25 protein-coding genes are annotated in these 23,909 nt (G+C 40.5%); 1 reads left to right on the forward strand and 24 read right to left on the reverse strand.

From position 1 onward, the window contains the following. Positions 1 to 29: 29 nt before the first annotated feature. Entirely contained in the window at positions 30 to 1,253 is a 1,224-nt protein-coding gene (locus Q8M41_RS17195) for a 3-deoxy-D-manno-octulosonic acid transferase (RefSeq protein ID WP_305366537.1), read from the forward strand. Here Q8M41_RS17195 and Q8M41_RS17200 read toward each other — a convergent pair. From Q8M41_RS17200 to Q8M41_RS17315, 24 genes are all read right to left on the reverse strand, one after another. Beyond that, complete coding sequence (locus tag Q8M41_RS17200) at positions 1,243 to 1,692, reverse strand: RES family NAD+ phosphorylase (protein ID WP_305366538.1); 450 nt, start codon at positions 1,690 to 1,692, stop codon at positions 1,243 to 1,245. The two genes, Q8M41_RS17195 and Q8M41_RS17200, sit on opposite strands and share 11 nt — an antisense overlap. Continuing rightward, positions 1,693 to 2,172: an MbcA/ParS/Xre antitoxin family protein gene (locus Q8M41_RS17205; protein WP_305366539.1), complete on the reverse strand. Its 480-nt coding sequence runs from the start codon at positions 2,170 to 2,172 to the stop codon at positions 1,693 to 1,695. Positions 2,173 to 2,223: 51 nt separating this feature from the next. Further along, positions 2,224 to 3,240 carry a ferrochelatase gene (gene hemH, locus Q8M41_RS17210; protein ID WP_305366540.1) on the reverse strand — a complete coding sequence of 339 codons (1,017 nt, stop codon included), beginning with the start codon at positions 3,238 to 3,240 and terminating at the stop codon, positions 2,224 to 2,226. An 88-nt stretch (positions 3,241 to 3,328) separates the two neighbouring features. Continuing rightward, the gene (locus tag Q8M41_RS17215; protein WP_305366541.1) at positions 3,329 to 4,003 is read right to left on the reverse strand and encodes a fatty acid desaturase; all 675 of its coding nucleotides are present in this window, start codon (positions 4,001 to 4,003) and stop codon (positions 3,329 to 3,331) included. Between the two features lie 14 nt (positions 4,004 to 4,017). Next, positions 4,018 to 4,866: a 4-hydroxy-3-methylbut-2-enyl diphosphate reductase gene (locus Q8M41_RS17220; protein ID WP_305366542.1), complete on the reverse strand. Its 849-nt coding sequence runs from the start codon at positions 4,864 to 4,866 to the stop codon at positions 4,018 to 4,020. 58 nt (positions 4,867 to 4,924) lie between these two features. Continuing rightward, the gene (locus tag Q8M41_RS17225; RefSeq protein ID WP_305366543.1) at positions 4,925 to 5,557 is read right to left on the reverse strand and encodes a carotenoid biosynthesis protein; all 633 of its coding nucleotides are present in this window, start codon (positions 5,555 to 5,557) and stop codon (positions 4,925 to 4,927) included. Between the two features lie 2 nt (positions 5,558 to 5,559). Further along, entirely contained in the window at positions 5,560 to 6,651 is a 1,092-nt protein-coding gene (locus Q8M41_RS17230; protein ID WP_305366544.1) for a glycosyltransferase family 2 protein, read from the reverse strand. A 2-nt stretch (positions 6,652 to 6,653) separates the two neighbouring features. After that, positions 6,654 to 7,277 (reverse strand): lysophospholipid acyltransferase family protein, encoded by a 624-nt coding sequence (locus tag Q8M41_RS17235; RefSeq protein ID WP_305366545.1) that lies wholly within the window; start codon positions 7,275 to 7,277, stop codon positions 6,654 to 6,656. Positions 7,278 to 7,336: 59 nt separating this feature from the next. Next, positions 7,337 to 8,797, reverse strand: a complete 1,461-nt coding sequence (gene crtD, locus Q8M41_RS17240) for a 1-hydroxycarotenoid 3,4-desaturase CrtD (RefSeq protein WP_305366546.1) — start codon at positions 8,795 to 8,797, stop codon at positions 7,337 to 7,339. Between the two features lie 96 nt (positions 8,798 to 8,893). Further along, positions 8,894 to 9,343: a DoxX family protein gene (locus Q8M41_RS17245; protein WP_305366547.1), complete on the reverse strand. Its 450-nt coding sequence runs from the start codon at positions 9,341 to 9,343 to the stop codon at positions 8,894 to 8,896. An 82-nt stretch (positions 9,344 to 9,425) separates the two neighbouring features. Next, positions 9,426 to 10,835: a D-alanyl-D-alanine carboxypeptidase/D-alanyl-D-alanine-endopeptidase gene (dacB, locus tag Q8M41_RS17250; protein ID WP_305366548.1), complete on the reverse strand. Its 1,410-nt coding sequence runs from the start codon at positions 10,833 to 10,835 to the stop codon at positions 9,426 to 9,428. 54 nt (positions 10,836 to 10,889) lie between these two features. Continuing rightward, positions 10,890 to 12,029, reverse strand: coding sequence for a glycerate kinase (locus Q8M41_RS17255; protein WP_305366549.1), 1,140 nt, complete (start codon positions 12,027 to 12,029; stop codon positions 10,890 to 10,892). Between the two features lie 21 nt (positions 12,030 to 12,050). Further along, on the reverse strand, positions 12,051 to 12,611 hold the full coding sequence (locus Q8M41_RS17260) for a RidA family protein (protein ID WP_305366550.1): 561 nt from the start codon (positions 12,609 to 12,611) through the stop codon (positions 12,051 to 12,053). Between the two features lie 123 nt (positions 12,612 to 12,734). Then, entirely contained in the window at positions 12,735 to 13,301 is a 567-nt protein-coding gene (locus tag Q8M41_RS17265; protein ID WP_305366551.1) for a RidA family protein, read from the reverse strand. A gap of 19 nt (positions 13,302 to 13,320) precedes the next feature. After that, positions 13,321 to 14,280: a D-2-hydroxyacid dehydrogenase gene (locus Q8M41_RS17270; protein ID WP_305366552.1), complete on the reverse strand. Its 960-nt coding sequence runs from the start codon at positions 14,278 to 14,280 to the stop codon at positions 13,321 to 13,323. 96 nt (positions 14,281 to 14,376) lie between these two features. Next, positions 14,377 to 15,288 carry a sugar phosphate isomerase/epimerase gene (locus tag Q8M41_RS17275; RefSeq protein ID WP_305366553.1) on the reverse strand — a complete coding sequence of 304 codons (912 nt, stop codon included), beginning with the start codon at positions 15,286 to 15,288 and terminating at the stop codon, positions 14,377 to 14,379. Between the two features lie 52 nt (positions 15,289 to 15,340). Next, positions 15,341 to 16,000, reverse strand: a complete 660-nt coding sequence (locus tag Q8M41_RS17280; RefSeq protein WP_305366554.1) for a bifunctional 4-hydroxy-2-oxoglutarate aldolase/2-dehydro-3-deoxy-phosphogluconate aldolase — start codon at positions 15,998 to 16,000, stop codon at positions 15,341 to 15,343. A 79-nt stretch (positions 16,001 to 16,079) separates the two neighbouring features. Then, the gene (locus Q8M41_RS17285) at positions 16,080 to 16,511 is read right to left on the reverse strand and encodes a nuclear transport factor 2 family protein (protein ID WP_305366555.1); all 432 of its coding nucleotides are present in this window, start codon (positions 16,509 to 16,511) and stop codon (positions 16,080 to 16,082) included. A 3-nt stretch (positions 16,512 to 16,514) separates the two neighbouring features. Then, positions 16,515 to 17,633: a bile acid:sodium symporter family protein gene (locus Q8M41_RS17290; protein ID WP_305366556.1), complete on the reverse strand. Its 1,119-nt coding sequence runs from the start codon at positions 17,631 to 17,633 to the stop codon at positions 16,515 to 16,517. A gap of 6 nt (positions 17,634 to 17,639) precedes the next feature. After that, positions 17,640 to 18,572, reverse strand: a complete 933-nt coding sequence (locus tag Q8M41_RS17295) for an RraA family protein (RefSeq protein ID WP_305366557.1) — start codon at positions 18,570 to 18,572, stop codon at positions 17,640 to 17,642. Between the two features lie 58 nt (positions 18,573 to 18,630). Next, complete coding sequence (locus Q8M41_RS17300) at positions 18,631 to 19,584, reverse strand: amidohydrolase (protein ID WP_305366558.1); 954 nt, start codon at positions 19,582 to 19,584, stop codon at positions 18,631 to 18,633. Between the two features lie 34 nt (positions 19,585 to 19,618). Beyond that, positions 19,619 to 21,268, reverse strand: coding sequence for an aminotransferase class V-fold PLP-dependent enzyme (locus Q8M41_RS17305; RefSeq protein ID WP_305366559.1), 1,650 nt, complete (start codon positions 21,266 to 21,268; stop codon positions 19,619 to 19,621). 1 nt (position 21,269) lies between these two features. After that, positions 21,270 to 22,550, reverse strand: coding sequence for an amidohydrolase/deacetylase family metallohydrolase (locus Q8M41_RS17310; RefSeq protein ID WP_305366560.1), 1,281 nt, complete (start codon positions 22,548 to 22,550; stop codon positions 21,270 to 21,272). 20 nt (positions 22,551 to 22,570) lie between these two features. After that, positions 22,571 to 23,854 (reverse strand): amidohydrolase/deacetylase family metallohydrolase, encoded by a 1,284-nt coding sequence (locus Q8M41_RS17315; RefSeq protein WP_305366561.1) that lies wholly within the window; start codon positions 23,852 to 23,854, stop codon positions 22,571 to 22,573. Positions 23,855 to 23,909: the final 55 nt, after the last annotated feature.

Raw genomic sequence — 23,909 nt, forward strand, 5'->3', positions numbered from 1 at the left:
CTTCGACGAAGATAAGAATTATATTCAAAATGCTTTTTTTGTACGATACAGGTATTTATTTATATACACTTTTCATCCGGATTGCTTCGATTGGGAATAAAAAAGCAGCAGCCTGGATCAAAGGAAGAAAAGGGCTCCTGCAATTTATTGAAAATAGTCTCGACAAAAAGATAAGCTACACCTGGTTTCATTTTGCCTCCCTTGGTGAGTTTGAGCAGGGAAGACCGGTAATTGAACTATTAAAATCCGAGAATCCGGAATTGCCTATTGTAATCACTTTTTTCTCTCCCTCGGGATATGAAGTTAGGAAGAATTATGCCCTTGCTGATTATGTTTTTTACCTTCCGACCGATACCAGTACCAATGCCAAAGAGTTTATCCGCCTCTTGAATCCGCGAATGGTCATCTTTACAAAATATGAATACTGGTATCATTACTTTGAAGAATTACATAAAAATAATATTCCACTCTATGTGATCTCCGGAATATTCAGGAAAGAACAGGTGTTTTTTAAATGGTATGGAAGTTTGCACAGGCAAATGTTAAAATGGATCAGCCATATTTTTGTGCAGGATGAAAGTAGCCGTGAGCTTTTGGAGAACATACAGATTAGAAATGTTTCGGTAAGCGGAGATACCCGCTTCGACAGAGTGGCTGAAAATATCCTCACTGTAAAAAAAATCCCCTTAATCGAAGAATTTTGCAATGTTAAAAGCATTTTTATAGCAGGGAGTACCTGGCCTGAAGATGAAAAGATATTGCATTACCTGGTAAAAAAATATCCTGACTGGAAGTTTATAATTGCCCCACATGAGGTTAGTGACAACCGGATAAATGAGGTTAAAGACTTATTCAATGATAATATTACTTATTCAGAAGCGGAAGCCGGATCTTCGGAAATCAGAAATCGCCAAACACTCATCATTGATAATATAGGAATACTATCCTCAGTATATCAGTATGGTAAGATGGCATATATCGGTGGCGGATTTGGTAAAGGAATCCACAACACGCAGGAGGCTCTGGCCTTCGGGTTACCGGTGATCTTTGGGCCTGAATATCTGAAATTTAAAGAGGCTGTGGAACTGGTAGCTTTAGAAGGGGCCAAAAGTATTTCTAATGCCGGAGAATTGGAAAATGCATTTCTGTATTTTATAGCCAATAAGCAATCGGGGGATATTGCAAGAAACTATATTCAGGAGCATACAGGTGCTAGCCGGAAGATAATTGAACAAATTAAACTCAACGTTTAATCCGTTCATCGAATATGAAAGGCTCATCATTTAAGAGCTTGTTAAGCCTAAAATCGGCATGACGGGGATTTAATAAATAATTAAATTCTGACTGAATAATTGAGGATGGAACCTTCAGCACAGCACTATTCGCATCATTTAGCCATTGATCACCAAGGCCTTGTGTAATATGCATATTTTCAAAAGCATGCCATTGGTAAGGTAATTGTTCAATATTCAATGAAACAATTTCAATACTTTCGGGAATTTCGATACTTAATACCCGAAAATGATCAGAGAGTCCTAACTGGCTCCGGTGAACAATATTTTCAAGACAGGCCAATGACCGCGACGAAGATGTGTAAATCATTTCCCTATCGTTGGAGTTCCACCTTGCCGCTCTGCCCGATGCTAATAAACTGTGAGCATACCTTGCCAGTGTTATCCTGTACACCAGCATTTAGGCCAGGTCACCGTATTCTATACGGATAAGTTCTTCTTCAATTAAGGAGATACCAGTAATGGTATCCAGAAAATTATATGGTATTTCATTTCCAAGCCCATAAGCTGATGTGTTCAGCCAATTATGAAAAGCTTTGGGAGAACCAAACAGTGCAAAGCCTTTGTTAAACAATGCAAAAGACTTAAGCAGTTTCTCACTTAGGGCTGCATCCAGTTTCATATTTTGTATGGAATAATTCTGAATAGTTTTTACAGTTGTTTTAAAAATTTCCTGGAACTCCTGATATGAAAAACCGGAAACCGCAATAAAATCGAGGGCTGCTTTAGCACTTAATCCATTTTTTGAATGTGTAAGAAGGGCAATGTCATTAGCATACATTGACTGGTAATGAAGCATTGTTTCAGAAACTGCAGAATCATGACTATCAGTAGCTGTATAAGGTTTGGCTGCTGTATTTTTGATGTTCTTTTCTTTCATATAAACAATTTAAGAATTATTTCTTAATACTCAAGAATTATTTCCACATTTTTAAGACTTTGCCATTCCTTCCATTGCCTCAATCCAAAGCGGATGGTCGTTCAAACTTTCAACCAGTTGAACATGTTCACCACCCAGAGTCTTAAATTCATCACCATATTCAACTGTGACTTCATAAACTGTTTCAAGGCAATCTGCAACAAAAGCGGGACAAAATACAAGCAGTCTTTTAACTCCCTTTTCTGCCAATTGCTCTATAACAACACTTGTATAGGGCTGAACCCATGGATCTTTACCTAAACGCGATTGAAAACAAACCGAATATTTATCTTCAGTAAGGCCAAGTTTTTTAGCGATCAGACGGGCAGTGTCATGACATTGTGCTGAATAGCAAAATTTATTATTCTCGGTCAATGTGGAACAGCAATTCTCAACCTTGAGGCAATGTTTTTGTGAATGATCTGATTTAATAAGTTGTCTTTGGGGTAATCCATGAAAACTGAATAAAATATGATCGTATGTTTCAGGTTTATGCTTCCTACCATTCTCGGCAAAAGCTTCGATCATCAGTTCATTATCATGAAAGGAATTAATGAAAGAGATATTGGGTATTGTTTGCCATTTTCTGACCAGTTCCATTACTTTTTCAAGAACAGAGCCGGTACTTGCAGAAGCATAATGAGGAAACATTGGTATCACTTTGATGCTTCTGACCTGGGCATCCTTTAATTTATTTAATGCACTATCGATAGAAGGACTTTGGTAGCGCATAGCGAGTTCGACCTGATAATCAGCGCCTAAACGTTGCTGCAAAAGATCCCTTTGAAGCAGACTGTAATGCATTAATGGCGATCCGGTAGCATCTGACCATATCTCCCTGTATAATTTAGCAGATTTAGGGCCACGAAAAGGAACAATAATACCTTTAACAAGCAATGCTCTTGAAACGGGATTTATATCAATTACCCGCTCATCCATCAGAAATTCATCCAGATATTTGCGAACATTCGCATTTGAGGGACTATCAGGTGTACCCAAATTAACCAATAAAATACCCTGCTTGCTCATATATCTTCTAAAGAGCGGCAAAGATAGTCTTAGGAATCATTTATAAAAAATGCTTCTTTGTATTTGACTTAAGAAAAACATTTTGGGATCAGTGCTTCAGTTTCCAGAGCTTCCACCAGGGAGTTCCGGGCGAATCATGGTGTTCGTAATGATAGCCAAAAAAATAACAGGCAAAGAATGCTAGAATGTGATTTTTCTTTTGGGTACCCGACTGATGTTTGTTCGAATGTTCCCCATGGTGAGGAAGCCAGGTACCAAAATAAAACAGTTGAAGTGTACTAAGCAAGGATGGCAGGACCCAGAATAAAATTAGGTTTATCTCAGCAATCCATAGCTTCAGCACATTATAAATCAAAGCCATAAGCAACAGCTGCCACCAGGATAAATATTCTTTGATAAAACTAATATACCAGGTTACAAAGTTCCCTGTGTGATAATCAGGGTCAAGCTCGGTATGTACATGTTTATGATGCTTATGATGTTTATCGTACAGTTTGCTGAATGGAAAGCCAGCGTATAATGTTGTACAAACCTGGCCAATAAAATTATTAAGTGTGGGATTAAAGCTTACTGTACCATGCATTGCATCATGAGCTGTGATAAAGAGCCCTGTGTATAAATGCATCTGAACCAGAATCATTAAATAAAGGACCGGATTCTGCAGATTTACCTGCCAAGTCATTAGATTTATAATACTCAAAACCCATAATCCGATTACAATCAGTGCAATAATTAAACCTGTTTTTGACTGATATTTGGGCATAGTATTTTAATTTCTCAATATTCTTCCAGAACAGCCTTAATCTGCTGCATCAGCCATAATGGAGTTGAAGTTGCACCACAAATTCCAACCTTATCTCCAGGCTTGAACATTTCTCTGGACAACTCTTCCTCACTCGAGATAAAATAAGTATTTGGGTTAACACTCTTACAAACGTCAAATAAAACCTTACCATTTGAAGACTTCTTGCCAGACACAAAAACGATATGGTCATAGTTTACAACAAACTTTCTCAGATCTTCATCCCTGCTTGAAACCTGTCTGCAAATGGTATCGTTCGCTTTAATATCGTATCCTCGTCTGATCAGTTCATCCTTAATCTCGTAAAACTTCGCAGTACTTTTGGTTGTCTGGCTATAGAGCGTGAATTTATGTGGGAGATCCGCATTATCAAGTTCCGATATATCCTGAAATACAAGTGCATCATTATTCGTCTGGCCTTGCAATCCTATAACTTCAGCATGCCCATGCTTACCAAACAGAAGTACTTTTTCATTATTATCATAGGAATTCTTAACCCGGTTCTGAAGCTTTAGTACAACGGGACAGGATGCATCAATCAGCGTGATATTATTCTCAAGGGCCAAACGGTATGTTTCTGGAGCTTCACCATGTGCCCGGATCAACACCTTCTCATTCTTAATATTAAGCATGTCTTCATGAGAAATAATCTTAAGTCCCATCGCCTTTAAACGATTTACTTCTTCATCATTATGCACGATATCGCCCAAACAATACAGATAACCATCTTCGGCCAGAATATCTTCAGCCATGTCAATGGCATAAACCACTCCAAAACAGAATCCTGAATCCTGATCAATCGTTACCTTCAGATTATAGTCCATTGCTTTTACTCAATTGCTGAAACTCAGCGGATTTATTACAAAAATACGAAAATGTTCATCACAAAGCCCACATATTAAGGGCGAGGAAAAACCCGAACTGTGCAAAAAGAAGCACAATTGCTGCATTATTCTCCTTTCTGAAATTCAAACCTGAAAAAAACAGAAATAGAAAAAAAGAAAAAATATACCATCCCAGGTAGTTTTGAATCGGAATAATGCCTCCGTACCAGGACCAGTAATCAAACCTTATGGCCACAGGCTCAATCAGGAAATCAATTCCCAGCAATATACCTGCACCCAATGCAGAAAACAACAATCTGCTTTTAAGATTGAACTGCTGTAGAAATACTCCGGTGCAATAGACAAGAATCAACCAGTTTACACCAATGAGCAGCGGGGTGGCCCATAATTTTACTCCTAAAGCGGACCCATAGGTATAATTCCCAAAGATCCTCCCGGTATTGACGCCGATCACTTCAATAAAAAAACCTGCCAGATAGATCCCAATAACAAATTTTATAAGGTCAGCAGATCTTTCATTTACAGTTAGAACCATCAGCAATAGCATCAGCAATAAATGGAAGGGAACCAGTTTTATGAAAAGATCCTCAAGCGCCGGACTCAGAAAACCATACAGACCAACGAGGTGAAATAATACGATTATCAAACTGCAAAGTAATATCCGGTTCATCTTCAGCTCTTTATTATCCTTCCCTTCCAGAGGATGGTTTTAGTAAAATGTTTTTTCGCAGATTGTACGGAAATAAACACCATACAAAGTAGTTGAAATGGATGTAATAATAGATTTCGCCAAACACTCTGGCCTGAAAGTAAAGAAATCATTACTCTGCTTAAAACGATCAGAGATAATGCAAACATGACCAGTTCGATACCTAAAAAATAAGTTATGGCTAGCGGTCCTAGAACGACAAGAAAAAGGTAAAGAAAAAGGCCAAACACGTTATAGTTAAATCCTGCAAAAAAGTTTTTACTAAAACCTTCAACTGCCTCTGTGAATGAACGGTACATTCGGCAATGAATGTATCCGTTTGCAAGTAGTGCCTCTGCTTTGTAGCCATTGACTTTGATCAGCCTCATTATCTCAATATCCTCCACCACTTTTTCTTTGACCTGTTCATGCCAGAGATTGGTTTTGTAATTATCCGCATCAAACATCATAAACTGCCCACTCGCAGCAGAAAAAGAAGGATTCCCCGATAACCTGACCAGCCGGAGTGGAAGCAAATTGAGCAAGAGGAAATGCATAAGCGGAACCACCAATCGCTCACCCCATGTAACTGTCACCTGGTCTGTAAAGATACTGAGCAGGCCGAGCTGATTTAGTTTCATTCTGTGAATGGAATTATTGATTAGCCCATCAGCGATCGTTTCATCTGCATCAAGAAAAATCAGGTATTCACCTTTTGCCATAGCTGCAAGCTGGAAACAAGCATAATTCTTTCCGAGCCAGTCTTTGGGGAGATCTTTACCCTTAACTACTTTAAAGCGTTTGTGAATTTCACAGAAATCCGAGCAGAGCTTAAAGGTTTGATCAGAAGAATGATCATCAAGCACAATGACTTCAAAATTTTGATAATCCTGATTCCGGATAGACTCAAGCAGATCAATAATATTTCGTTCTTCATCTCTTGCCGGGATCAAAATTGAAACCAGGGCATTGTACTTTTTTCCGGTCTTGGTCAGTTTCGGATTAGAAATGAAGTTAAACAGAGTTACTGTAAACCTAAGAATAAGAAAAAAATAGATGAGGTAAATCAGTATCATGCCTATACTTGAATCGCGGTTTGTTTCTTCCGCGATGTTTCATAATGTTTATTATATGCACTTTTAATTAGCTGCAGACTGGTAAACTCCGCACCCTCCCAATCCTGAAGATAACAGGTCATTACCGCCTTGCGATGCTCAAAATAATCGACAAAACTGGCAGCAAAAATATACTTGAATTTACGGCTTGAGCTATTGATCAGATTGATTAAACCCTTTTGAAACTGAATTTCATCCACATGGCCTGAATAAAGTTTCCCCTGAGGAAAGATAAGTACCAGATTTTCAGGATTATTTAGCAGTTTTCCGGCATATTCCAGTGTTTCGATTGCACTCCGGGAATTCTTTTTTACTGAAAAACTACCCAGATACTTTAAAAACCAAACCTTTCTATAGTTTTCTTCTGTAATCATTACATGGAAATTTTTCTTAAAATAAAGCCGGTTGATCTGAAACATCAAAAAGCCATCCCACCAAGAACAATGGTTAGCAAGCAATAAAATTGACTGGTCTTTATCAAACTCTGTCTGATTAAATTTCAACTCTTCAAAGTCGGATTTAATAATTCTATTGATATACCAGGAGAAGAATTGAAAAATAATTTTGTTCCGGCGTGGCTCAAGCATAATTAAAGATAAAATTTTTTATAAACCCTGAAATATTTAAAGACAGAACATCTAAATTATTACTTAATCAGTCCGTCAACTATTTTCGCCGAGAGCAGCGCGAGTGGTATCCCGCCTCCGGGATGTACGCTGCCTCCTGCAAAATATAAATTCTTAACACCGGATGAAAAATTAGCATGCCTTAAAAAAGCAGAAAACTGACTGTTAGAACTGCTTCCATACAATGAGCCCTGGTATGAAAAGGTCTTCGAATCAATCCCCCTTGGATCAAGAACAGATTCACAATTAATCAGTTGACTAATATCTCTTCCCAGATTTCTGGAAAGCTTTTCTATAATATTTTTTCTTGATACCCGAATCAGTTCATCCCAGTCCTGCCCTGTATCCGATGGCACATTGATCATTGTAAACCAGTTTTCGGAACCTTCGGGAGCATCCTTCGGATTGCTTTTAGAACTGATATGGACATATACTGTTGGATCAGAACCTATACTTTTCCCCTTCCATATCTGTCTGAATTCTTCCTGATAATCTTCAGTAAAAAATATATTATGCAGGCCTAATTCAGCGAAGGCAGCATTTATACCCCAGTAAAAGATCAGGGCTGAACTGCTGCGTTCCTGATTTTTTAAGCGTTCAGGAACCTTGATATCCTTTAATAAACGAGTGTAGGTATACCAAACATCCATATTGGAAATGATCAGATCAGCGGGATGGCTCTGCCCCCCACAAATAAGACCAATAACCTTATTATTTCTTATTTCTATCTCATCTACATAGGAATTGAAATGAAATTTGACCCCCAGGTCAATCGCCAGTTTTGTAAGTGAACTGACAATGGCATACATTCCCCCAAGCGGGAAATAAGCGCCAAAATGCTGTTCAAAATGTGGAATTATATTAAGTGTAGCAGGGGCTTGATAGGGATTGGAACCATTATAAGTTGCATAGCGGTTAAACAGTCGGACGGTTCGGCTATCCCTAAACCTGGCCTCATTGGCTTGATTCATTGAACGGAAAGCATCTATCTGAGGAAAACGCAAAAGAGACTTAAGAGTCCCTATGTTCAGGTAACTTTGCAGCTTATGCAGGGATCTTTGCAGGAATACAGGATTAGTAATTTCATAAATATCTCTGCTTTTACTCAAAAAATCTAAAACAGAATCAGCTGAATCATTGGTTTTTTCTGCTATTTCATTCGAAAATTTTTCAGGATCAGCAAATGCATGAATCCTTGTACCATCTTCATAAAAATAATTACAAATGGTATCCAGTTTCTCGTAAGCAAAATAATCTTGTGGATCTTTACCAGCCAAACGAAAAAGCTCATCCACATACTGTGGCATCGTAAATAAACTCGGTCCTGCATCGAAACGAAAAGCCTCAAGCCTGATCTCTGAAAGCTTTCCGCCCGTCTGAGCCGAGGCTTCAAAAACCTCAACCTGATGACCTTTTATAGCAAGTCGAATAGCAGCAGCAATACCGGCAATACCTGCACCAATAATAATGGCTTTAGACATGAAACGAAAATACGCTATTTCATCCCTAAATGGGATTTGGATGAAAATATGACAGGAATATTATTCAATAATATCAGTAAATCCTCCGTAAATAAACTATCTGCCCTTCGAACCTTTTAACCACTGATCGACTGAATATGGACCGGAACCTACAATCCAGAAAAGAATAAGCAGCATCAAGACCAGCACCGATAACCAAAGTTCTGAATTAAGTTGAGAAAAGCCTTTCGTCAGATTCACGAAAAATACCGCTCCTAAAAGAATAGGAATCTGAATTACCGCGGCAAACCTGGTAACAAGTCCCAGTGTAATTAAAACCCCTCCTACAAGGTGGGCAAAAGCAACCGTATGGACTACCGCAAGTGCCATCAGACCCGAAAATCCAAAAACACTGTTCTGAATAATCCAGTCCTTCTGAGCTTCAGTATCGCTGATAAAAGCTAGCCCTTTACTTAAAATTAAAAGTCCAAGAACTATCCGGATTGAGTCGAGCCACTTAGCGTGATGTACATCGCCCCAGTGCTCTATTTTTTGAACTAAGTTCATAAAAACCTCCTTTTTAACGAGTTGATTATATTAATTTACAAAAAATTGGGGCCTAAAGCAAATTAAACTTAGGTAATGCGACTTACTTAAGGGTATTGAGTACTCTGAACATCTTCTGCCTGATGCCAGAACTGCTTCCATTATAATTATTGATCATAAATGAAAATACCATAGGGGTTCCGGAAGCTGAAGTATGGTATCCGGTATAAGCGATTACATCACTGATTGTCCCGCTTTTCATTTTCATATTGTTATACTGCGGAAGACTATTGAAATAGCTATCAAACCAAATTTCCTTCTTCAGGGATTGAAGTATCCGTGCCATTGCCATAGTTGAAACACGGTTGGCAGGGGACAGACCACTTCCATCATAGATATTCATTGATGCTGGATCTATTCCGATCCTTTTACTCCAAAAGTCCTTCACAAGTTCAGTACCCTTACTTATGGTTACATCTTTCCCTTCTTTCCAGGCTATTGTTTTTATCAGGTGTTCACCAAAAAGATTGATACTCTTCTGATTAAACCAGTAAACAATTTCATGAAGTGGGGGAGATGTATGAACTGAAATAATTTTTGTTTGAGGAAGTAATGGTTTCCTGTTTGCTGCTAATACTCTTGCAGTGATTACACCATTTTCAACCTGAATATCCGATTGCCTTAATTTATTCTGCAAACGATAAGCCAGATCATAAGCCGGATCAGGAACTGAAGCTGAAATTGCTTTCTTAAGATCGACTCCATAAGTTCCCCTCAGGTAAATAACAGTTGAAAATGGGGCAGAATAAGCATAAACATTATCTCCTGTGCCCGGGGCGCCGATTTTTACTTCATTAACAATCTTAAGGTATGACATTTCGGGATCGGTTCTCAATAGCTCCGCAGGTTCCCCGACTCTGCCGGGTTTAAAATGCATATCAAATTGATTCTCGCGCCAGGTTAAGGAAGATAGTCCGGCACCATAATAATTCCCCATATCCTGCCAGGTCCAGCCCCCAGGCATGGTTTCAGTTCCAAATAAGCTATCATCAGCAATAATTTGTCCTGCAATATTTTTAATCCCGGTTCTTGTCAGGGCATCTACCCATTTCATGAGTATCAGATCAGACCGGCTCTGGTCGTAGCGATCACTTCCCAACGCAGGATCTCCTCCACCAGTAATGATGATATCCCCATTCAGTGTTCCGTTCGCAGAAATTGAACCAGAATAGCCTAGTGTTGTTTCCCAGGTAAAATCCTTACCCAAAATATGGTAGGCACTTGCTGAGGTAATTGTTTTGAGTGTAGAAGCACTCGACAGACCTGTATTCCCATTTGCTGAATAAATCACATCTCCCGTTTCGGCATTCAATACGCTCAATGAGCCACTGGCATACCTCATCTGCGGATCAGATTCGAACGTTTTGTAAGCGTTTTCGATCTTTTGTTTCAGACCTTGTGCATGAGCAGATGGAATAGAAAATACAAGAATAAGAAACAGGAAATTTTTCATGTTTATTTTTTAGACTTTATTCAGAATCGATAATTTAACCTGAACAAAAAAAAATTAAATACCTTTTGATAAAGAAAGGAATCTTCCTACTGCTAAAGAAGTACGGACCAGGTTAGAAGCGGTGTATTTCATTGCAGTCTCCAAATCAGTTGGCTGGTTACCAATAGCAAATAGCAGATCAAAATATTTATTCATCTCAGGATGATCATGCAGGGGTACTTTTCCGGCAAGTCCTATAACCGGGATGCCTTTCTCCTTTGCATATTTAGCCACTGCAAAGGGACCCTTACCCTGCAAAGTCTGCTCATCCAGACTGCCTTCTCCGGTTATCAGCAGATCGGCATTTTTCAAACTTTCTTTAAAACCGGTGATCTGTAAAAAATGTTCCCCTCCATTTACTAATTCTGCATTTAAGAACGTTCGCAAAGTCGCGGAGATACCACCTGCAGCTCCTCCATGAACAATCTCATCCATTTTGATTCCTGTCGACTTAAATGCAAGATCTGACAAATTTGTCAAAGCAAGATCCAGAAATTTTACATCTTCAGGGCTTGCTCCTTTTTGGGGACCAAAAACTGCTGCAGATCCTTGCTCACCCAAAAGTAAATTATCAACGTCACAAAGTACTGTGATATTACATTTCAAGACCCGTTTATCAAATGCTGTGCTATCAATTTGCCGGAAGCGGGGCATATTGAGGGGCAAAGCCGCCAATTCATGACCATCAGCATCCTTGAATTTCATACCCAGCGCACTTAGAATTCCAATTCCACCATCGACAGTTGCTGAACCTCCAAGACCAATGATAATCTTTTCGACCTGCCTGTCCAGTGCAAAACGAATTAATTGCCCGGTCCCGAAAGAGGAAGCCATTAGCGGTGATCTTTCTTCCGGATTTAACAAGCGGATACCTGAGGCATCCGCCATTTCAATTACTGCGGTTTTACCCTGATCTATTATACCAAACGAAGCTTTAATCAATCTCCCTAAAGGATCGTGAACATCATATTCATGCCAGACACCTCCGCATTTCTCCACAATCAAATGTCCGGTACCATCCCCCCCATCTGCAATAGGGAAGCATTCAGAAGTAAAATTTAACCCGCTGCGTTTTAAACCCTCCTGAATAGCGTCAGCAGTCTCATTTGCCGTAAGACTATGTTTAAAGGCATTTGGAGCAATCAGAATATGCATGATGCTGAAATCAGATCAATTTTAATCTTCAACCTCAACAACCATTTCGATCTCAATAGCCCAATTAGCCGGAAGAGCTGACATCCCCACTGCTGAGCGGGCATGTTTACCTTTCTCTCCAAATACTTGTACCATCAGATCCGAAAATGCATTCATCACCTTAGGCTGATCTTTGAAATCGGGAGTAGATTGCACCATACCTAAAACCTTAACAATTCGCTTTACTTTATTCAGGTCCCCAAGTTCTGCCTTTAAGCTCGAAAGCAATGAAATTGCGGTTAATCGTGCTGCTTCCTGACCTTGCTCAAGCGTCAGATCATCTCCAACCCTCCCGGTAACCCTGGTACCATCCGGTTTATCAGGGCCATGTCCGGCCGTATATACAAGATTACCTACACGAACAGTTTTTACATAGCTTGCTAATGGGGCACTTGGTTTTGCTAAAACAATGTTCAGGTCCTTCAATCGCTTATCGAAATCAATAACTTCAGCTTTTGAATCCCCTTTTACCTGCGCTTTGGATACAGAAATACAGCCCATTAAAGCAACAGCTAACATGGATATTAAGAAATACTTTTTCATTATTTTAATTCTGGCAAAAATTTAAATTAAATCAATTTCTGTAAAAAATTAATGCTGACCTACTAAACCTTTAAGAAAAGTAAATCAGCATTAAGATTAGAAATGTTTGTGTTTAGGGAATTACTAATCCTCTACTTCAACGATCATTTCAATTTCTATGGCAATGTTTCCAGGCAATGCACTCATACCAACTGCAGAACGGGCATGCTTTCCTTTATCTCCGAAAATAGCAACCATCATATCAGAAAATGCATTCATCACCTTTGGCTGATCTTTAAATTCAGGAGTGGACTGAACCATTCCTAAAACTTTAACCACACGCTTAATCTTACTCAGGTCGCCGATTTCTGCTTTTAAGCTTGAAAGCAATGAGATACCTGTTAAACGGGCAGCTTCCTGACCTTGCTCTAATGTTAGATCATCACCAACTCTGCCTGTTAAAGGACCGCCTTCTGCACGGTCTGGACCGTGACCTGAAGTATATACCAGGTTACCTACGCGAACAGTTTTTACGAAATTTGCTGTCGGCGGCTTCGGAGTTGTAAGCTCTATATTCAATTCTTTTAAACGAGCTTCGATATTCACTGTATCAGCAGCAGCAGCCGTTTCCTGTTTTGCAGCATCTTCCTGCTTTGGGTTACAACTTAATAAGGCTGCCGAGATAAGAAATAATAGGGAGTACTTTTTCATAATAATTTAATTTTTAGTTTTATTTATTTACAATGTTAATAGGTTTTTGATTCAGGAATGAAGATAAATTATTTTCTGCAATTCCCATCAATCTGGAACGGGCTTCTTTTGTTGCCCATGCAATATGAGGGGTAATTAAACAGTTTTTTGCCTTAAAAAGGGGATTGTCTGCTGATGGAGGCTCTACCGACAATACGTCGATCCCTGCTCCGGCTATGATTCCCTCGTTTAAAGCATCCGCCAGATCCCGATCAACCATCAGCGGGCCCCTGGAAGTATTCAGAAAGAACGCAGAACGCTTCATCATTCTTAAGCTGTTCTTATTAATGATACCCTGTGTTTCAGGGAAGAGCGGACAGTGAACACTAACCACATCCGATTCCTTCAAGAGCTCATTCAGTTCTGCCCATTTAAAGTTTTTACGATGTGATTGATCTGATCTGGTCCTTGAAAATCCAATAATATTCATTCCAAAAGCCGTTGCAATATCCGCTACCTTCTGACCGATGCTGCCGAAACCAATAATCCCAATTGTTTTACCTTCCAGCTCAATCAAAGGGTAATTCCAGTAACAAAAATCGGGTGAGGCTGCCCAGTCGCCCTGACGCACCGAATCACTATGGCTTTGTACGTGCTGACATAATTCAAGCATTAAGGCAAAGGTCATTTGAACCACTGATGCCGTACCATAACCTGGTACATTCGCTACTGCAATGCCCCTGGTTTTAGCATAATCAACATCCACTACATTATATCCTGTTGCCAGAACCCCGATATATTTCAGATCAGGAAGCTGAGAAAGTACCGGCTCCCTGAGCGGGGTTTTGTTCGTAAAAATGATCTCTGCCCCCCGGCAGCGTTCCACAATCTGGCTTTCTGGTGTGCGGTCATGCACCTCCAGATCACCAAACTTTTTTATTCCCTCCCAGTTTAAATCCCCGGGATTAAGGGTGTATCCATCTAATACAACTAACTTCATGCTTATTTTTATTCTAATAATCTAATTTATTTTCTGCTTCTTGCTTTTGGCTTTTAGCCTTCTGCTTTTAGCTTTATGCTTTCTACTTTTAGCTTTCTAAACTCTTGCCCATGCAAGATTCAACACCCGTTTGGCATTGGCAATCACCACATCAGCATCCTCATCTCCAAAAGGTTTGATCTCAAAACTCACTACTGGTGGGGTTTGCGTATTAAGAAAACCTATGTCCAGCAAGACCTTAAGATAATCAACCACTTCATCCACATCATTCTCCCCGTTAGGAAAGCCAAACCTTGGGTGTACATCTCCGTATGCAGCCATATCCGGACTTTTTACCACGCAGTTACCGATATGAGCATGCACAATATAATCCTTTACAGGAAGTATTGATTCTTCAATTGTTTCATGGATCAATGGAATATGGCTCAGGTCTACCATCAATCCGAAATGATCGTGTGCTTTGCGAATCTCTTTAGCATATCGCAAGGCCAGATCTGCAGGACCGATCAGGCTCCTTTTATCTACATCATAATCAAAAACCTCCAGGGCGATTTTCATATCACCCTTACTCTTCGCATAGGCACAAATCTCATTGGTTGATTTTAATAATGCCTGAAAGGCTTCTTCTTTTCTGCTTTCTTCATAGTTTCCACTCAGAAAAGCAAAACTTGCTGCCCCAATTTCATAGGCCTCATCAATTCCCTGTTTCAAATTATCCAGTGCTTTCTGACGTTCCTCCTCCACCAAACTATTGATGTTCATTCCTGTGGTTAGAAGTCTTGGCTGAGCTCCGTAAGCTACCGTCATATGAGAAGTTTCCAGCATCTTCTTTACGGCCAGACGGGTTTCAGGATCCTTGATCGTGGTAATTTCAATTGCGCTGAAATAATCATCCACTGCAATTTTTCGGATCGTTTCAAGTACCGGTCCTTCACCTTTTATCGTTGCCGGAAAGGCCATAAAGTGGACCAGACCCACACGCATGTATTTGTATAATGATTCGTTCATTTTGGTATTTTGTATTAATAATTCGTATTCTATCAGTCTTAATTTCCCCGTTCTACAAACTCTCCCGAATCGTTTTTATCAGGTTCAGTGCACGCTGGCATTCCTTTGTCAAGTCATCATACAGCTGATTCTCTATCACAGTTTTAGTAATCATCTTACTTCCCCCAACAGCACTAACTCCAACTTTAAACCAGCCCCTAAGGTTGTCTTCATTCAGTTCAATCCCACCCGTAGGCAAAAAGGTCATATCCGTAAACAATGCCTGAACTGCCTCAATATAAGAAGGGCCCAGGGTATTTGCCGGAAAAAGTTTCACCAAATTCACTCCACAGGATTCAGCACGGATAATCTCACTGGGTGTCATACATCCCGGAACACAGAGCAAATTATGCTTATCTGAAAGTTCGATTACTGATTCCAAAATACCCGGGCAGACCAGGAACTCAGCACCTTTGTCGATATATTCTTTCGCTGCTTCAGCATTTTTTATCGTACCGATACCCAAACGCATGCCCGGCATTTCTGCATCACAAGCCTTGCGCATTTCCTTAAAGTTTTTCATTGCCTGCTCTCCACGGTTGGCATACTCGGTTGTCCGAATCCCTCCCTGGTACATTGCACGCATTAACTCAATACTTACGCCGGCATCGGCAGCATAATACAAGGGGACAATCCCCTGTTCTTTTATGAGAGACTTAAGCTCTGCTTTCATATCCATTTTATATAATTTGTATTCTGATGAAATAGCCAAAAGAGGCATACCATCCTGGCAGTATTTTACTGGTAAATTCTTAAAGCTTATATCCCTGACGGGCCAGAAGCCTCCATTTGCCTTGCTTTTTTTGCCAGACCATGATATTGCCAAATCTGATCTCTACCGGATTTCCCTTATTAATTGCCTGGGCTATAGCAATATGCCTCACCACTGCATTTTTTCCTGAAACTTTTACCGTCTGATTTTGAAGTTCAAATTTCTTGAAAAAATTGGGGCCATTCATCACACCCGCGATAAATGCCGCCTTATCCTGGATTGTGCCGGAAGAATGTCCATAGCTCAAATCTTCCCATACCAGGTTTTTTAAGGCTGTACTGTCAGTGCTGATAATGGCCTGATTAAATTCATTGACCAATTGCACGAAGCGTTCTTCCTTCTTAGTCTGAGCATTCAGGCTTAAACTGATCGCCGAAAATGCAATTAAAATGTATAAATATTTTGCTTTCATATTTTATTTAGAAGAATTTAGTTCTTGTTCATTGTTTTCATTTTCTTCACCAAGCGGTGGTTTATTCTGCCAGTAAGACGCCAGGATAGATCCGCTGATGTTCATCATTGGGCCGTAAATCATAGGTGCCAAGCCAACCGTTCCCAGTTTGCCCATACCATGAGCCAAACCCTTTGAGAGTCCCGCATTCTGCATACCCACATTTATAGCTATTGTCCTACAATCCTTCTCATTCATTCCGAATAATCTTGCAGACCAGTAGCCCAGGGTATATCCCATTAAATTATGAATCAGTACCAGCAAAATCAGCAGCGGTCCAACCGTCAGCAGGCTTTCTCTCCCTACTGCAGTGACAATGATGATAATGAAAGCAATCCCAAACATTGATACCATCGGCATTACTGAGTTCAGCCATTGGATCTTATCCTTGAGTAATTCATTCAGAACGATGGCCAGTGTGATTGGCAAAATGACCATTTTCATAATATCCCACATCATATCGAGCACATTGATTTCAATAAAGGAACCACCCAATAGCTTCATTAGTAAAGGAGTAAGGAATGGAGCCAATAAAGTTGCTATTGAAGTCAGGGTGATCGAAAGAGCCAGATTCGCTTTAGCCAGATAAGAAATCACATTGGCAGCAACCGCATTCGGGGCACAGCCAATTAAAATCATTCCGGCAGCAATTTCCGGTTCAAAACTGCTCATACTTGCAAGGGCAAAACCGAGCAGGGGCATGATTGTAAAATGACTTAGGATACCCACAAAAACTCCTTTGGGAGCTTTAAATACCCCAAGAAAATCTTTATAGTTCATCGTGATACCCATCCCGAACATGATCAGCTGAATCAGCGGGGTAATTAATCCCGAAAGCTTATAACCATTTATCTCTACGAAATACTGCGGAAAGATCAAGGCAGTTGAAACCACACCAACAATCATGATCGGATAGGCAAATCCTTTCAAAACAGATACTCCCCTGACACCCAGGGCAACACAAACGATCCCTGCAATTAAGAAAGGTTCTGCTGTTTTTGGACTATTGATCAGATAAAGGATCAGCGCTGCCAGGAGGGAGATTGCCCCCAGACCCATTACGATTTTGAATATTGGCTTCATAAGTATTTAATAGGTTCTTTTCGACATAAACTGATCCAATTGAGCACGGCTAATCTTCTTTTCAGCGGGATTCCGATCGAGCCACTTCAGATATTCAACCTTGATTGGATCGGTCCACTGAGTATCGACCTCATTTGCATTATAAGTCCCACTCCTGATCATCTCATGTCCGAAACGATCTTTGGACGCAATAAACTCTGCGGTAGAAACAACCAGCTCAGCCATATGTGCCGGAATGAAAACCACCCCTGCCCTTCCGGCAATAACCAGGTCGCCGGGAAGCACAATTGCCGCTCCGATCGTAATCGGTGTATTCAATCCCATAAGCACTACACCCTGTAAAAACTGTGGAGCAAAGTCTCTGACATGAGCGTTAAACCCTTTGATATCGGCCAGTCCATCAACATCCCGTGCAAATCCATCGAAAACAACCCCATTGCCCGAATTCTTATAGATCACATTACCAAGGTTATCACCCATCAGTGATCCTACTCTGCCCTTATTATCAGCCACATACACATCCCCCTGAGTTAGCATATTGATTGGCCAATGTAAATGTCTTCCGGCACGACCCTCCTTTGCTGCACGATCTACAATATTCTTTTCCACATCCGGACGGATCGGCATAAACTGAGCCGTCAATGCCCTGCCTACTACTTTTACTTCTTCATGAAGTATTTTCCAGTTGCGCTCATACTGATAGAGGTATCCTTCATTATTCAGAATCTGCCAGGCTTCTTCAATGCCAATTTCACGGGCACGTTTCACAAGGTCATCTGAAATCCGTGGACGACCGTCGGCAAAGCGCTCACCCTTCCAGGCTGAAGTCAGAAATATCAATTCATCTTTCGGTATTGCCTGCGCAAATACAGTGGAAACTAAACCAAAAAAACAAACAAAAATAAGAGATAGATAAAATCTATAATTTTTTGAAAACATATAATTAAAATTGATACTGGGTTAATTTAAGAAAAATAACGCTTAAAACCGGGAAAATCTATGCTTTCTTAGGAAACTTCCAGATCTCCAGAGCATTTTTACCCATAATTAAATCCAGATCCTTTTCGGTATAGAAATCACAGTATTTATACATAAACTCCAGTTCTTTATCCATCGGAAGTTCCCATCGTGGGAAAGGATATCCTGTTCCCCAAATAATCTGCTTCGCTCCAAACTCTTCATAAATTGCTTTATAGAAGGGCAGCGTATCTTCATAAGGGTACTTTTTTATCTCTGACATTTCATAGGGTTCTGAATTACTGATCCAGACATTTTTGAAACGACTGAGTTTAAACATTTTTTTAAATTCAGGCCAGCAATCAGCTGCCTTAAGATCTGGTTTACCGGCATGGTCAACTACTATTTTCACACCCGGAAAACGCTCAGCCATATCTTCGAGCATAGGCATTTGATGAGGCACAATATAATAATTGAAACAAAGTCCTAGCTTTTCAGCTTCTTTCCACAATGGATAATGGGCTGGCGAATTTAGCCAGGTTTCTCTAGGATGGTATATCGGACTGAAGCGCATCCCCTGAAAACCATGCTCATTAACCCAATACCTCAGGTTATCGACAATTTTAGGATCATGTGGATTCAGTAAACCATGAGCAACAAAATGATTGGGATAAGTTTTGAGGCAATGAGCCTTGTAAGAATTGTCCCATCCATAATAGCGCGGATTTATTAATACTCCATAGGTTATATTAAAATCCTTCATCTGCTTCACCTGATTTTCAATTGGCGCTTCAATTGCAGCTTTTGCATTTGGATTTTCGGGATGTTTGAACGGAAAACGTGCATCAAAATTCCAGGTTTCCACATGGGTATCGATGACAAGACGCTTTTTCTTAAATTTCTCAGGCATTGAAGCCAGTACTGAATCAATAGGATTAATCAAGCCCAATAAGGGCATTGCTGCCATCCCTTTAATGATGTCTCTGCGTTTCATATTACAATGCTTTTAATTGTTAAAAATCATCTTATCAGGTTGCCAATGGCTGACCACCCGGAATCATTACTTTTTGTTTCGGAAGTTTAGTTGTATTACGTCTGGCTGTAAATTTAGCGGTCAGGTATTCGCCCATATGAATATCTCCGGCAATAATATCTCCATTCACCCTTCCTGAAAAGAGGTAGATAATGATGTTTCCAACAATTGGGATCGTACTTCTGATCTTTACCTCATTTCCATCTATAGTACCCGCCATATTTTTCGTATCGAGATCTCCTTTATGAGTTCCCTGAATCCAGTTTCCATCCTGCTCAATCACAAATGAATGCATACTGGTGCTTAAAGCATACTGCACTTCAACATCCCAGCGTCCGCTAAGATTAGCAGCAGGTGCAGCCATTTCAGGTTTAAAACTTCGTTTCTTCGACAAGACTTCAAAGAGACGCTCAGCTACTATTTTCTCCTCACCCGGCTGCATATGACCCGGAGTAATCTGTATTGAAGTAGTTCCATCAGCCTCGTCACGATTCCCTAATGCAATTCTGGGCTTATTCCTTCCCACCTCTTCAGCGATCTCATAACCTGTAACAGGATACTTTGCAGGATCCCAGATAATATGTAGTACCGGATACTTGTTATTCAGATTTACCGGTTCAATAATTTTCGTTGTAAGTCCGCTGATGCCTGATACTCTTTTCGAAATTACATCAAGCCAGGCAAGCCATCTTTTCCATTCCGCTTCATGATCACGTACCAGCCAATCCTCAACTGCAGCCACCATACCAACAATTTCATCTCGATCCAGTTTATTATCACGGCCGGGTCCATGGTGTGGCGCACTTGCCTGCCAGGCCGCAAGTAAAATATTTTTATTGCCAAGCATTAATCCCGCTGACTGCGGTCCGCGAATAGTTTTACCCCCGCTATAAGCAACAATATCCGCCCCTCTTTTCAAATGTACAGGCGGAATCGTGAGACTTTCTGCTGCTGCATCCATCAGAATTGGAATATTCTTTGGTTTGGCAATTGCTGCGATTACTTCAAGAGAAAGAGGCTGACCGGTATCTGAAGCCGCTCCGGGAGTTCCGGAAGTCAGATAAATCATTGCCGTTTTCGGATTGATCGCTTTTTCAAGCTCAGCAGCTGTCGAAACTGTTATAATTTTAACCCCTATATTCCTTACTGCATGATCATAATGCTGACGTGAATATCTGGGTATGATTACCTCAGTTTTCTCAAATCCGGTAAGATCAGGAATACGAATCAGCCTTTCAGGACTTCCACCAGTAACACAAGCTGCTGTAATGTGTTTAACTCCGGCTGCACATCCGGATGAAACCATTCCCCATTCTGTTTTTGTGAGTTCAGAAAGTCGCTTACCGGCCGCTTCTGCGAGTTCGTCGAGCTGAACGAAATTATTACTGGCCGCATCGAGTGCCGCTTTTACTTTCGGAAGTTTAATTGAACCACCAATGATAGTAAATGAACCCCTGCAATTTATGATTGGTTCAACCCCCATTGAGCGATAAATATTCTTCTCATCCAGGAATGAACTTAATGTTGTTTCTGTAAAATTTTCCAAAGATCCTTGCAATTCAACTGATTGTGCAGCTTCTCCCTGAAGAACATTGCCAATTACAGGAAGTAAAGCAAGGCCCTTAATAACACTTCTACGCTTCATTTTATTTATATGTATTTGCTGCCAGACCGTTCAGATCCCAAACAATCCTTCCGGCGCGCACTGTAAGCTCTGCTTCAAGTTTACGATCCCCTTCGATCCTGTTTTGTCCGGAGTCTACAAAACCAAACTTGCCATTACTTATACTCAGCACTGCAATATCTGCAACTGAGCTTTCTGATAAATTTCCAAGATCTTCACGCTTAATTGATTTCGCAGCATTCCAGCTTCCACGGGCTATTACTTCAGGAATACTCATGCCAATATTCAGATATTTTGACATCACATTCAGCATATTCTTCATACCTGAGTTCATACTTGTGCGATGCTCATCGGTTCCAAAAGAATTTGGCCAGAGTCCCTGATTATATGCCGGAATCGCCTGATTAAACCAGAATCCGGCTCCCCCATGCCCCACATCGAAAAGCACACCTCTTTTCTGCGCCTCCAAAACAAAAGGTCTGACCTTCCCCTGCTCATCAACAACCGTCATACGCTCGGAGACATTCTCAAATGAATGAGTTATAATATCACCGGACCGCATATGATCCAATTGTTCCTGGAGTGTGTATTGAGGCATATGGCATTCCACAAAAAGCGGTCTATTAGCAATTTTTGCAGCTTCTGATGCCCGCTCAAAAGGAAGCCAGCTTTTCCCCTTATAATGACCAACCCTGGTACCTACAATATAATCCTTGTATTTCTGAATGGCTTCAGCAGTCTTTTGAACACTTACTGTACCCATATCGGGTTCAAAACCAGAGCCTGAGCTAAATCCAGTTTCAAAAATATTGATCCAGGCGAGCACGCGGGTTATTGAGGGATCAATCACTTTCGCTTTAAAGTCAGGGAAGGTTCTCCATCCGGTGGTACCCGCATCAACAACTGTAGTTATGCCAGAGCGTATTGCAAAAGCATCAGGTAGCTGACTGGATTGTCCGTCAGAAAAACCAGAATTACTGCCCGCGAAGACATGAGTATGGATATTGATCAGACCAGGGGCTACTATAAGTCCGCTTACATCAAGCACCTTCTTTGCAGCCGACGCGGGGATATCAGCAGCCACCCTAAATATTTTACCGTCTTTTACGGCTACATCCATTATGGCATCAATTTTATTTTTTGCATCAATCAGCCTTCCGCCCTTCAGCAATAAATCATAATCCTGAGCCTGAGATAAAAAAGGACTTAGCAAAAAGAACAACATAAGTGATGCTCTTTGAAGAGACATCATAACATGGTTCATGAACCTGTATTTTCCAATTTGCAACAAATTATTTTCCATGATAGTAAATTTCAGAAATATTAGTTTTTCCAGGGCTGTCCACTGATTCCATTCAAATCCCACATAATTTTCCCAGCCCTTAAAGTCAGTTCAGCCTCCAACTTTTTTGAGCCTTCGACACTAACTTTGCGAACATCGGTAAAGCCAAACTTTCCTTCCCTCAGATTGAAAACTGCAATATCTGCTTCAGCACCAACACTTAAATGTCCGAGATCTGTTCGCTTGATTACTTTGGCCGGCGCCCAGGTTGAGCGCTCAATCACATCTTTTAATTCCATACCCAAAGCAAGAAACTTGGACATCACATTTGTCATATCTTTCATTCCCGCATTCATGCTTTGATCGTGCAGGTCAGAACTGATCACATCCGGCAAAAAACCCTGTTTGAATGCAGGGATAGCCTGCGCCCATGAAAATGCTCCCCCACCGTGACCTACATCGAAAACAACACCGCGCTTTTGAGCCTCTAAAATAAAGGGCTTTAATTTTCTGGTCTTCTCATCCACAATGGATTCACGGCCGGAACTAATCTCAGAATAAGTATGGGTAAAAATATCTCCCGGACGAAAATGCTTTAGAAAAAGCGACTCAATGGAGTTTGTTGGCACATGCTCTCCAAAATCTACCATAATCGGCACATCTGCGAGCTTACCCGATTCAACTGCTTTATCCACCGAAGTAAATTCTCCCCAATAATGTGCTGATTTAATACCAACAAGAATTTCCGGAAATAACTTTTTTATCATATAAGCGTTCATTTCAGGATTCATATCATTGATATCCTGCTCTTCGAAGCGACCTATCATTCCGTTTCCGATCACATTCAGAAAAGCCAGAATACGGGTTTGGGATTTGTCGATTGACTGAGCTTTGAATGTTCTGAAATTGCGCCAACCCGAAGTTCCTGCATCCACCATCGTAGTTACTCCGGATCTGAATGAGAAAGCATCGGCCTGCTGACTGCGGGAAGAATTAGCTACCGATGTACTATACTTGTCGGTACCCTGAAATACATGTACATGCATATCAATTATTCCGGGGCTGACATAGAGACCACTAACATCCACAGTTTTTTTAGCTGAGGATTCCGGAATGTTTGCTGCCACTCTGAATATTTTACCATTCAAAATCGCCACATCCATTTTGACATTAATATTATTTTTAGGATCGATCACATGACCACCTTTCAAAAGAATATCAATTTCCTGGGCATTCACTGTTTGAATAGCCAGAAGAATAATAACTATCAGGCTAACTCTCTGATAGCGAAATAGCCATGAATTAAACTCTTTTAATGTTGTCATTCTATTTCTCTTTGATTTTATTCGATTATACCTGTAAATTTTAATATTTCAGCAG

It is taken from the genome of Daejeonella sp., from assembly GCF_030684675.1.
GTDB lineage: Bacteria > Bacteroidota > Bacteroidia > Sphingobacteriales > Sphingobacteriaceae > Daejeonella.

Bases quoted from the DNA above. Each gene is read 5' to 3' on its own strand.
- Q8M41_RS17255 (WP_305366549.1), bottom strand. From the start codon at position 12,029: ATGCATATTCTGATTGCTCCAAATGCCTTTAAACATAGTCTTACGGCA.
- Q8M41_RS17235 (WP_305366545.1), bottom strand. From the start codon at position 7,277: ATGCTTGAGCCACGCCGGAACAAAATTATTTTTCAATTCTTCTCCTGG.
- Q8M41_RS17295 (WP_305366557.1), bottom strand. From the start codon at position 18,572: ATGTTTTCAAAAAATTATAGATTTTATCTATCTCTTATTTTTGTTTGT.
- Q8M41_RS17200 (WP_305366538.1), bottom strand. From the start codon at position 1,692: ATGCTGGTGTACAGGATAACACTGGCAAGGTATGCTCACAGTTTATTA.
- dacB (WP_305366548.1), bottom strand. From the start codon at position 10,835: ATGAAAAATTTCCTGTTTCTTATTCTTGTATTTTCTATTCCATCTGCT.
- Q8M41_RS17215 (WP_305366541.1), bottom strand. From the start codon at position 4,003: ATGCCCAAATATCAGTCAAAAACAGGTTTAATTATTGCACTGATTGTA.
- Q8M41_RS17230 (WP_305366544.1), bottom strand. From the start codon at position 6,651: ATGATACTGATTTACCTCATCTATTTTTTTCTTATTCTTAGGTTTACA.
- crtD (WP_305366546.1), bottom strand. From the start codon at position 8,797: ATGTCTAAAGCCATTATTATTGGTGCAGGTATTGCCGGTATTGCTGCT.
- Q8M41_RS17310 (WP_305366560.1), bottom strand. From the start codon at position 22,550: ATGGAAAATAATTTGTTGCAAATTGGAAAATACAGGTTCATGAACCAT.
- Q8M41_RS17245 (WP_305366547.1), bottom strand. From the start codon at position 9,343: ATGAACTTAGTTCAAAAAATAGAGCACTGGGGCGATGTACATCACGCT.
- Q8M41_RS17220 (WP_305366542.1), bottom strand. From the start codon at position 4,866: ATGGACTATAATCTGAAGGTAACGATTGATCAGGATTCAGGATTCTGT.
- Q8M41_RS17280 (WP_305366554.1), bottom strand. From the start codon at position 16,000: ATGAAAGCAGAGCTTAAGTCTCTCATAAAAGAACAGGGGATTGTCCCC.
- Q8M41_RS17260 (WP_305366550.1), bottom strand. From the start codon at position 12,611: ATGAAAAAGTATTTCTTAATATCCATGTTAGCTGTTGCTTTAATGGGC.
- Q8M41_RS17305 (WP_305366559.1), bottom strand. From the start codon at position 21,268: ATGAAGCGTAGAAGTGTTATTAAGGGCCTTGCTTTACTTCCTGTAATT.
- Q8M41_RS17205 (WP_305366539.1), bottom strand. From the start codon at position 2,172: ATGAAAGAAAAGAACATCAAAAATACAGCAGCCAAACCTTATACAGCT.
- Q8M41_RS17195 (WP_305366537.1), top strand. From the start codon at position 30: ATGCTTTTTTTGTACGATACAGGTATTTATTTATATACACTTTTCATC.
- Q8M41_RS17290 (WP_305366556.1), bottom strand. From the start codon at position 17,633: ATGAAGCCAATATTCAAAATCGTAATGGGTCTGGGGGCAATCTCCCTC.
- Q8M41_RS17270 (WP_305366552.1), bottom strand. From the start codon at position 14,280: ATGAAGTTAGTTGTATTAGATGGATACACCCTTAATCCCGGGGATTTA.
- Q8M41_RS17265 (WP_305366551.1), bottom strand. From the start codon at position 13,301: ATGAAAAAGTACTCCCTATTATTTCTTATCTCGGCAGCCTTATTAAGT.
- Q8M41_RS17300 (WP_305366558.1), bottom strand. From the start codon at position 19,584: ATGAAACGCAGAGACATCATTAAAGGGATGGCAGCAATGCCCTTATTG.
- Q8M41_RS17285 (WP_305366555.1), bottom strand. From the start codon at position 16,511: ATGAAAGCAAAATATTTATACATTTTAATTGCATTTTCGGCGATCAGT.
- Q8M41_RS17275 (WP_305366553.1), bottom strand. From the start codon at position 15,288: ATGAACGAATCATTATACAAATACATGCGTGTGGGTCTGGTCCACTTT.
- Q8M41_RS17225 (WP_305366543.1), bottom strand. From the start codon at position 5,557: ATGAACCGGATATTACTTTGCAGTTTGATAATCGTATTATTTCACCTC.
- hemH (WP_305366540.1), bottom strand. From the start codon at position 3,240: ATGAGCAAGCAGGGTATTTTATTGGTTAATTTGGGTACACCTGATAGT.
- Q8M41_RS17315 (WP_305366561.1), bottom strand. From the start codon at position 23,854: ATGACAACATTAAAAGAGTTTAATTCATGGCTATTTCGCTATCAGAGA.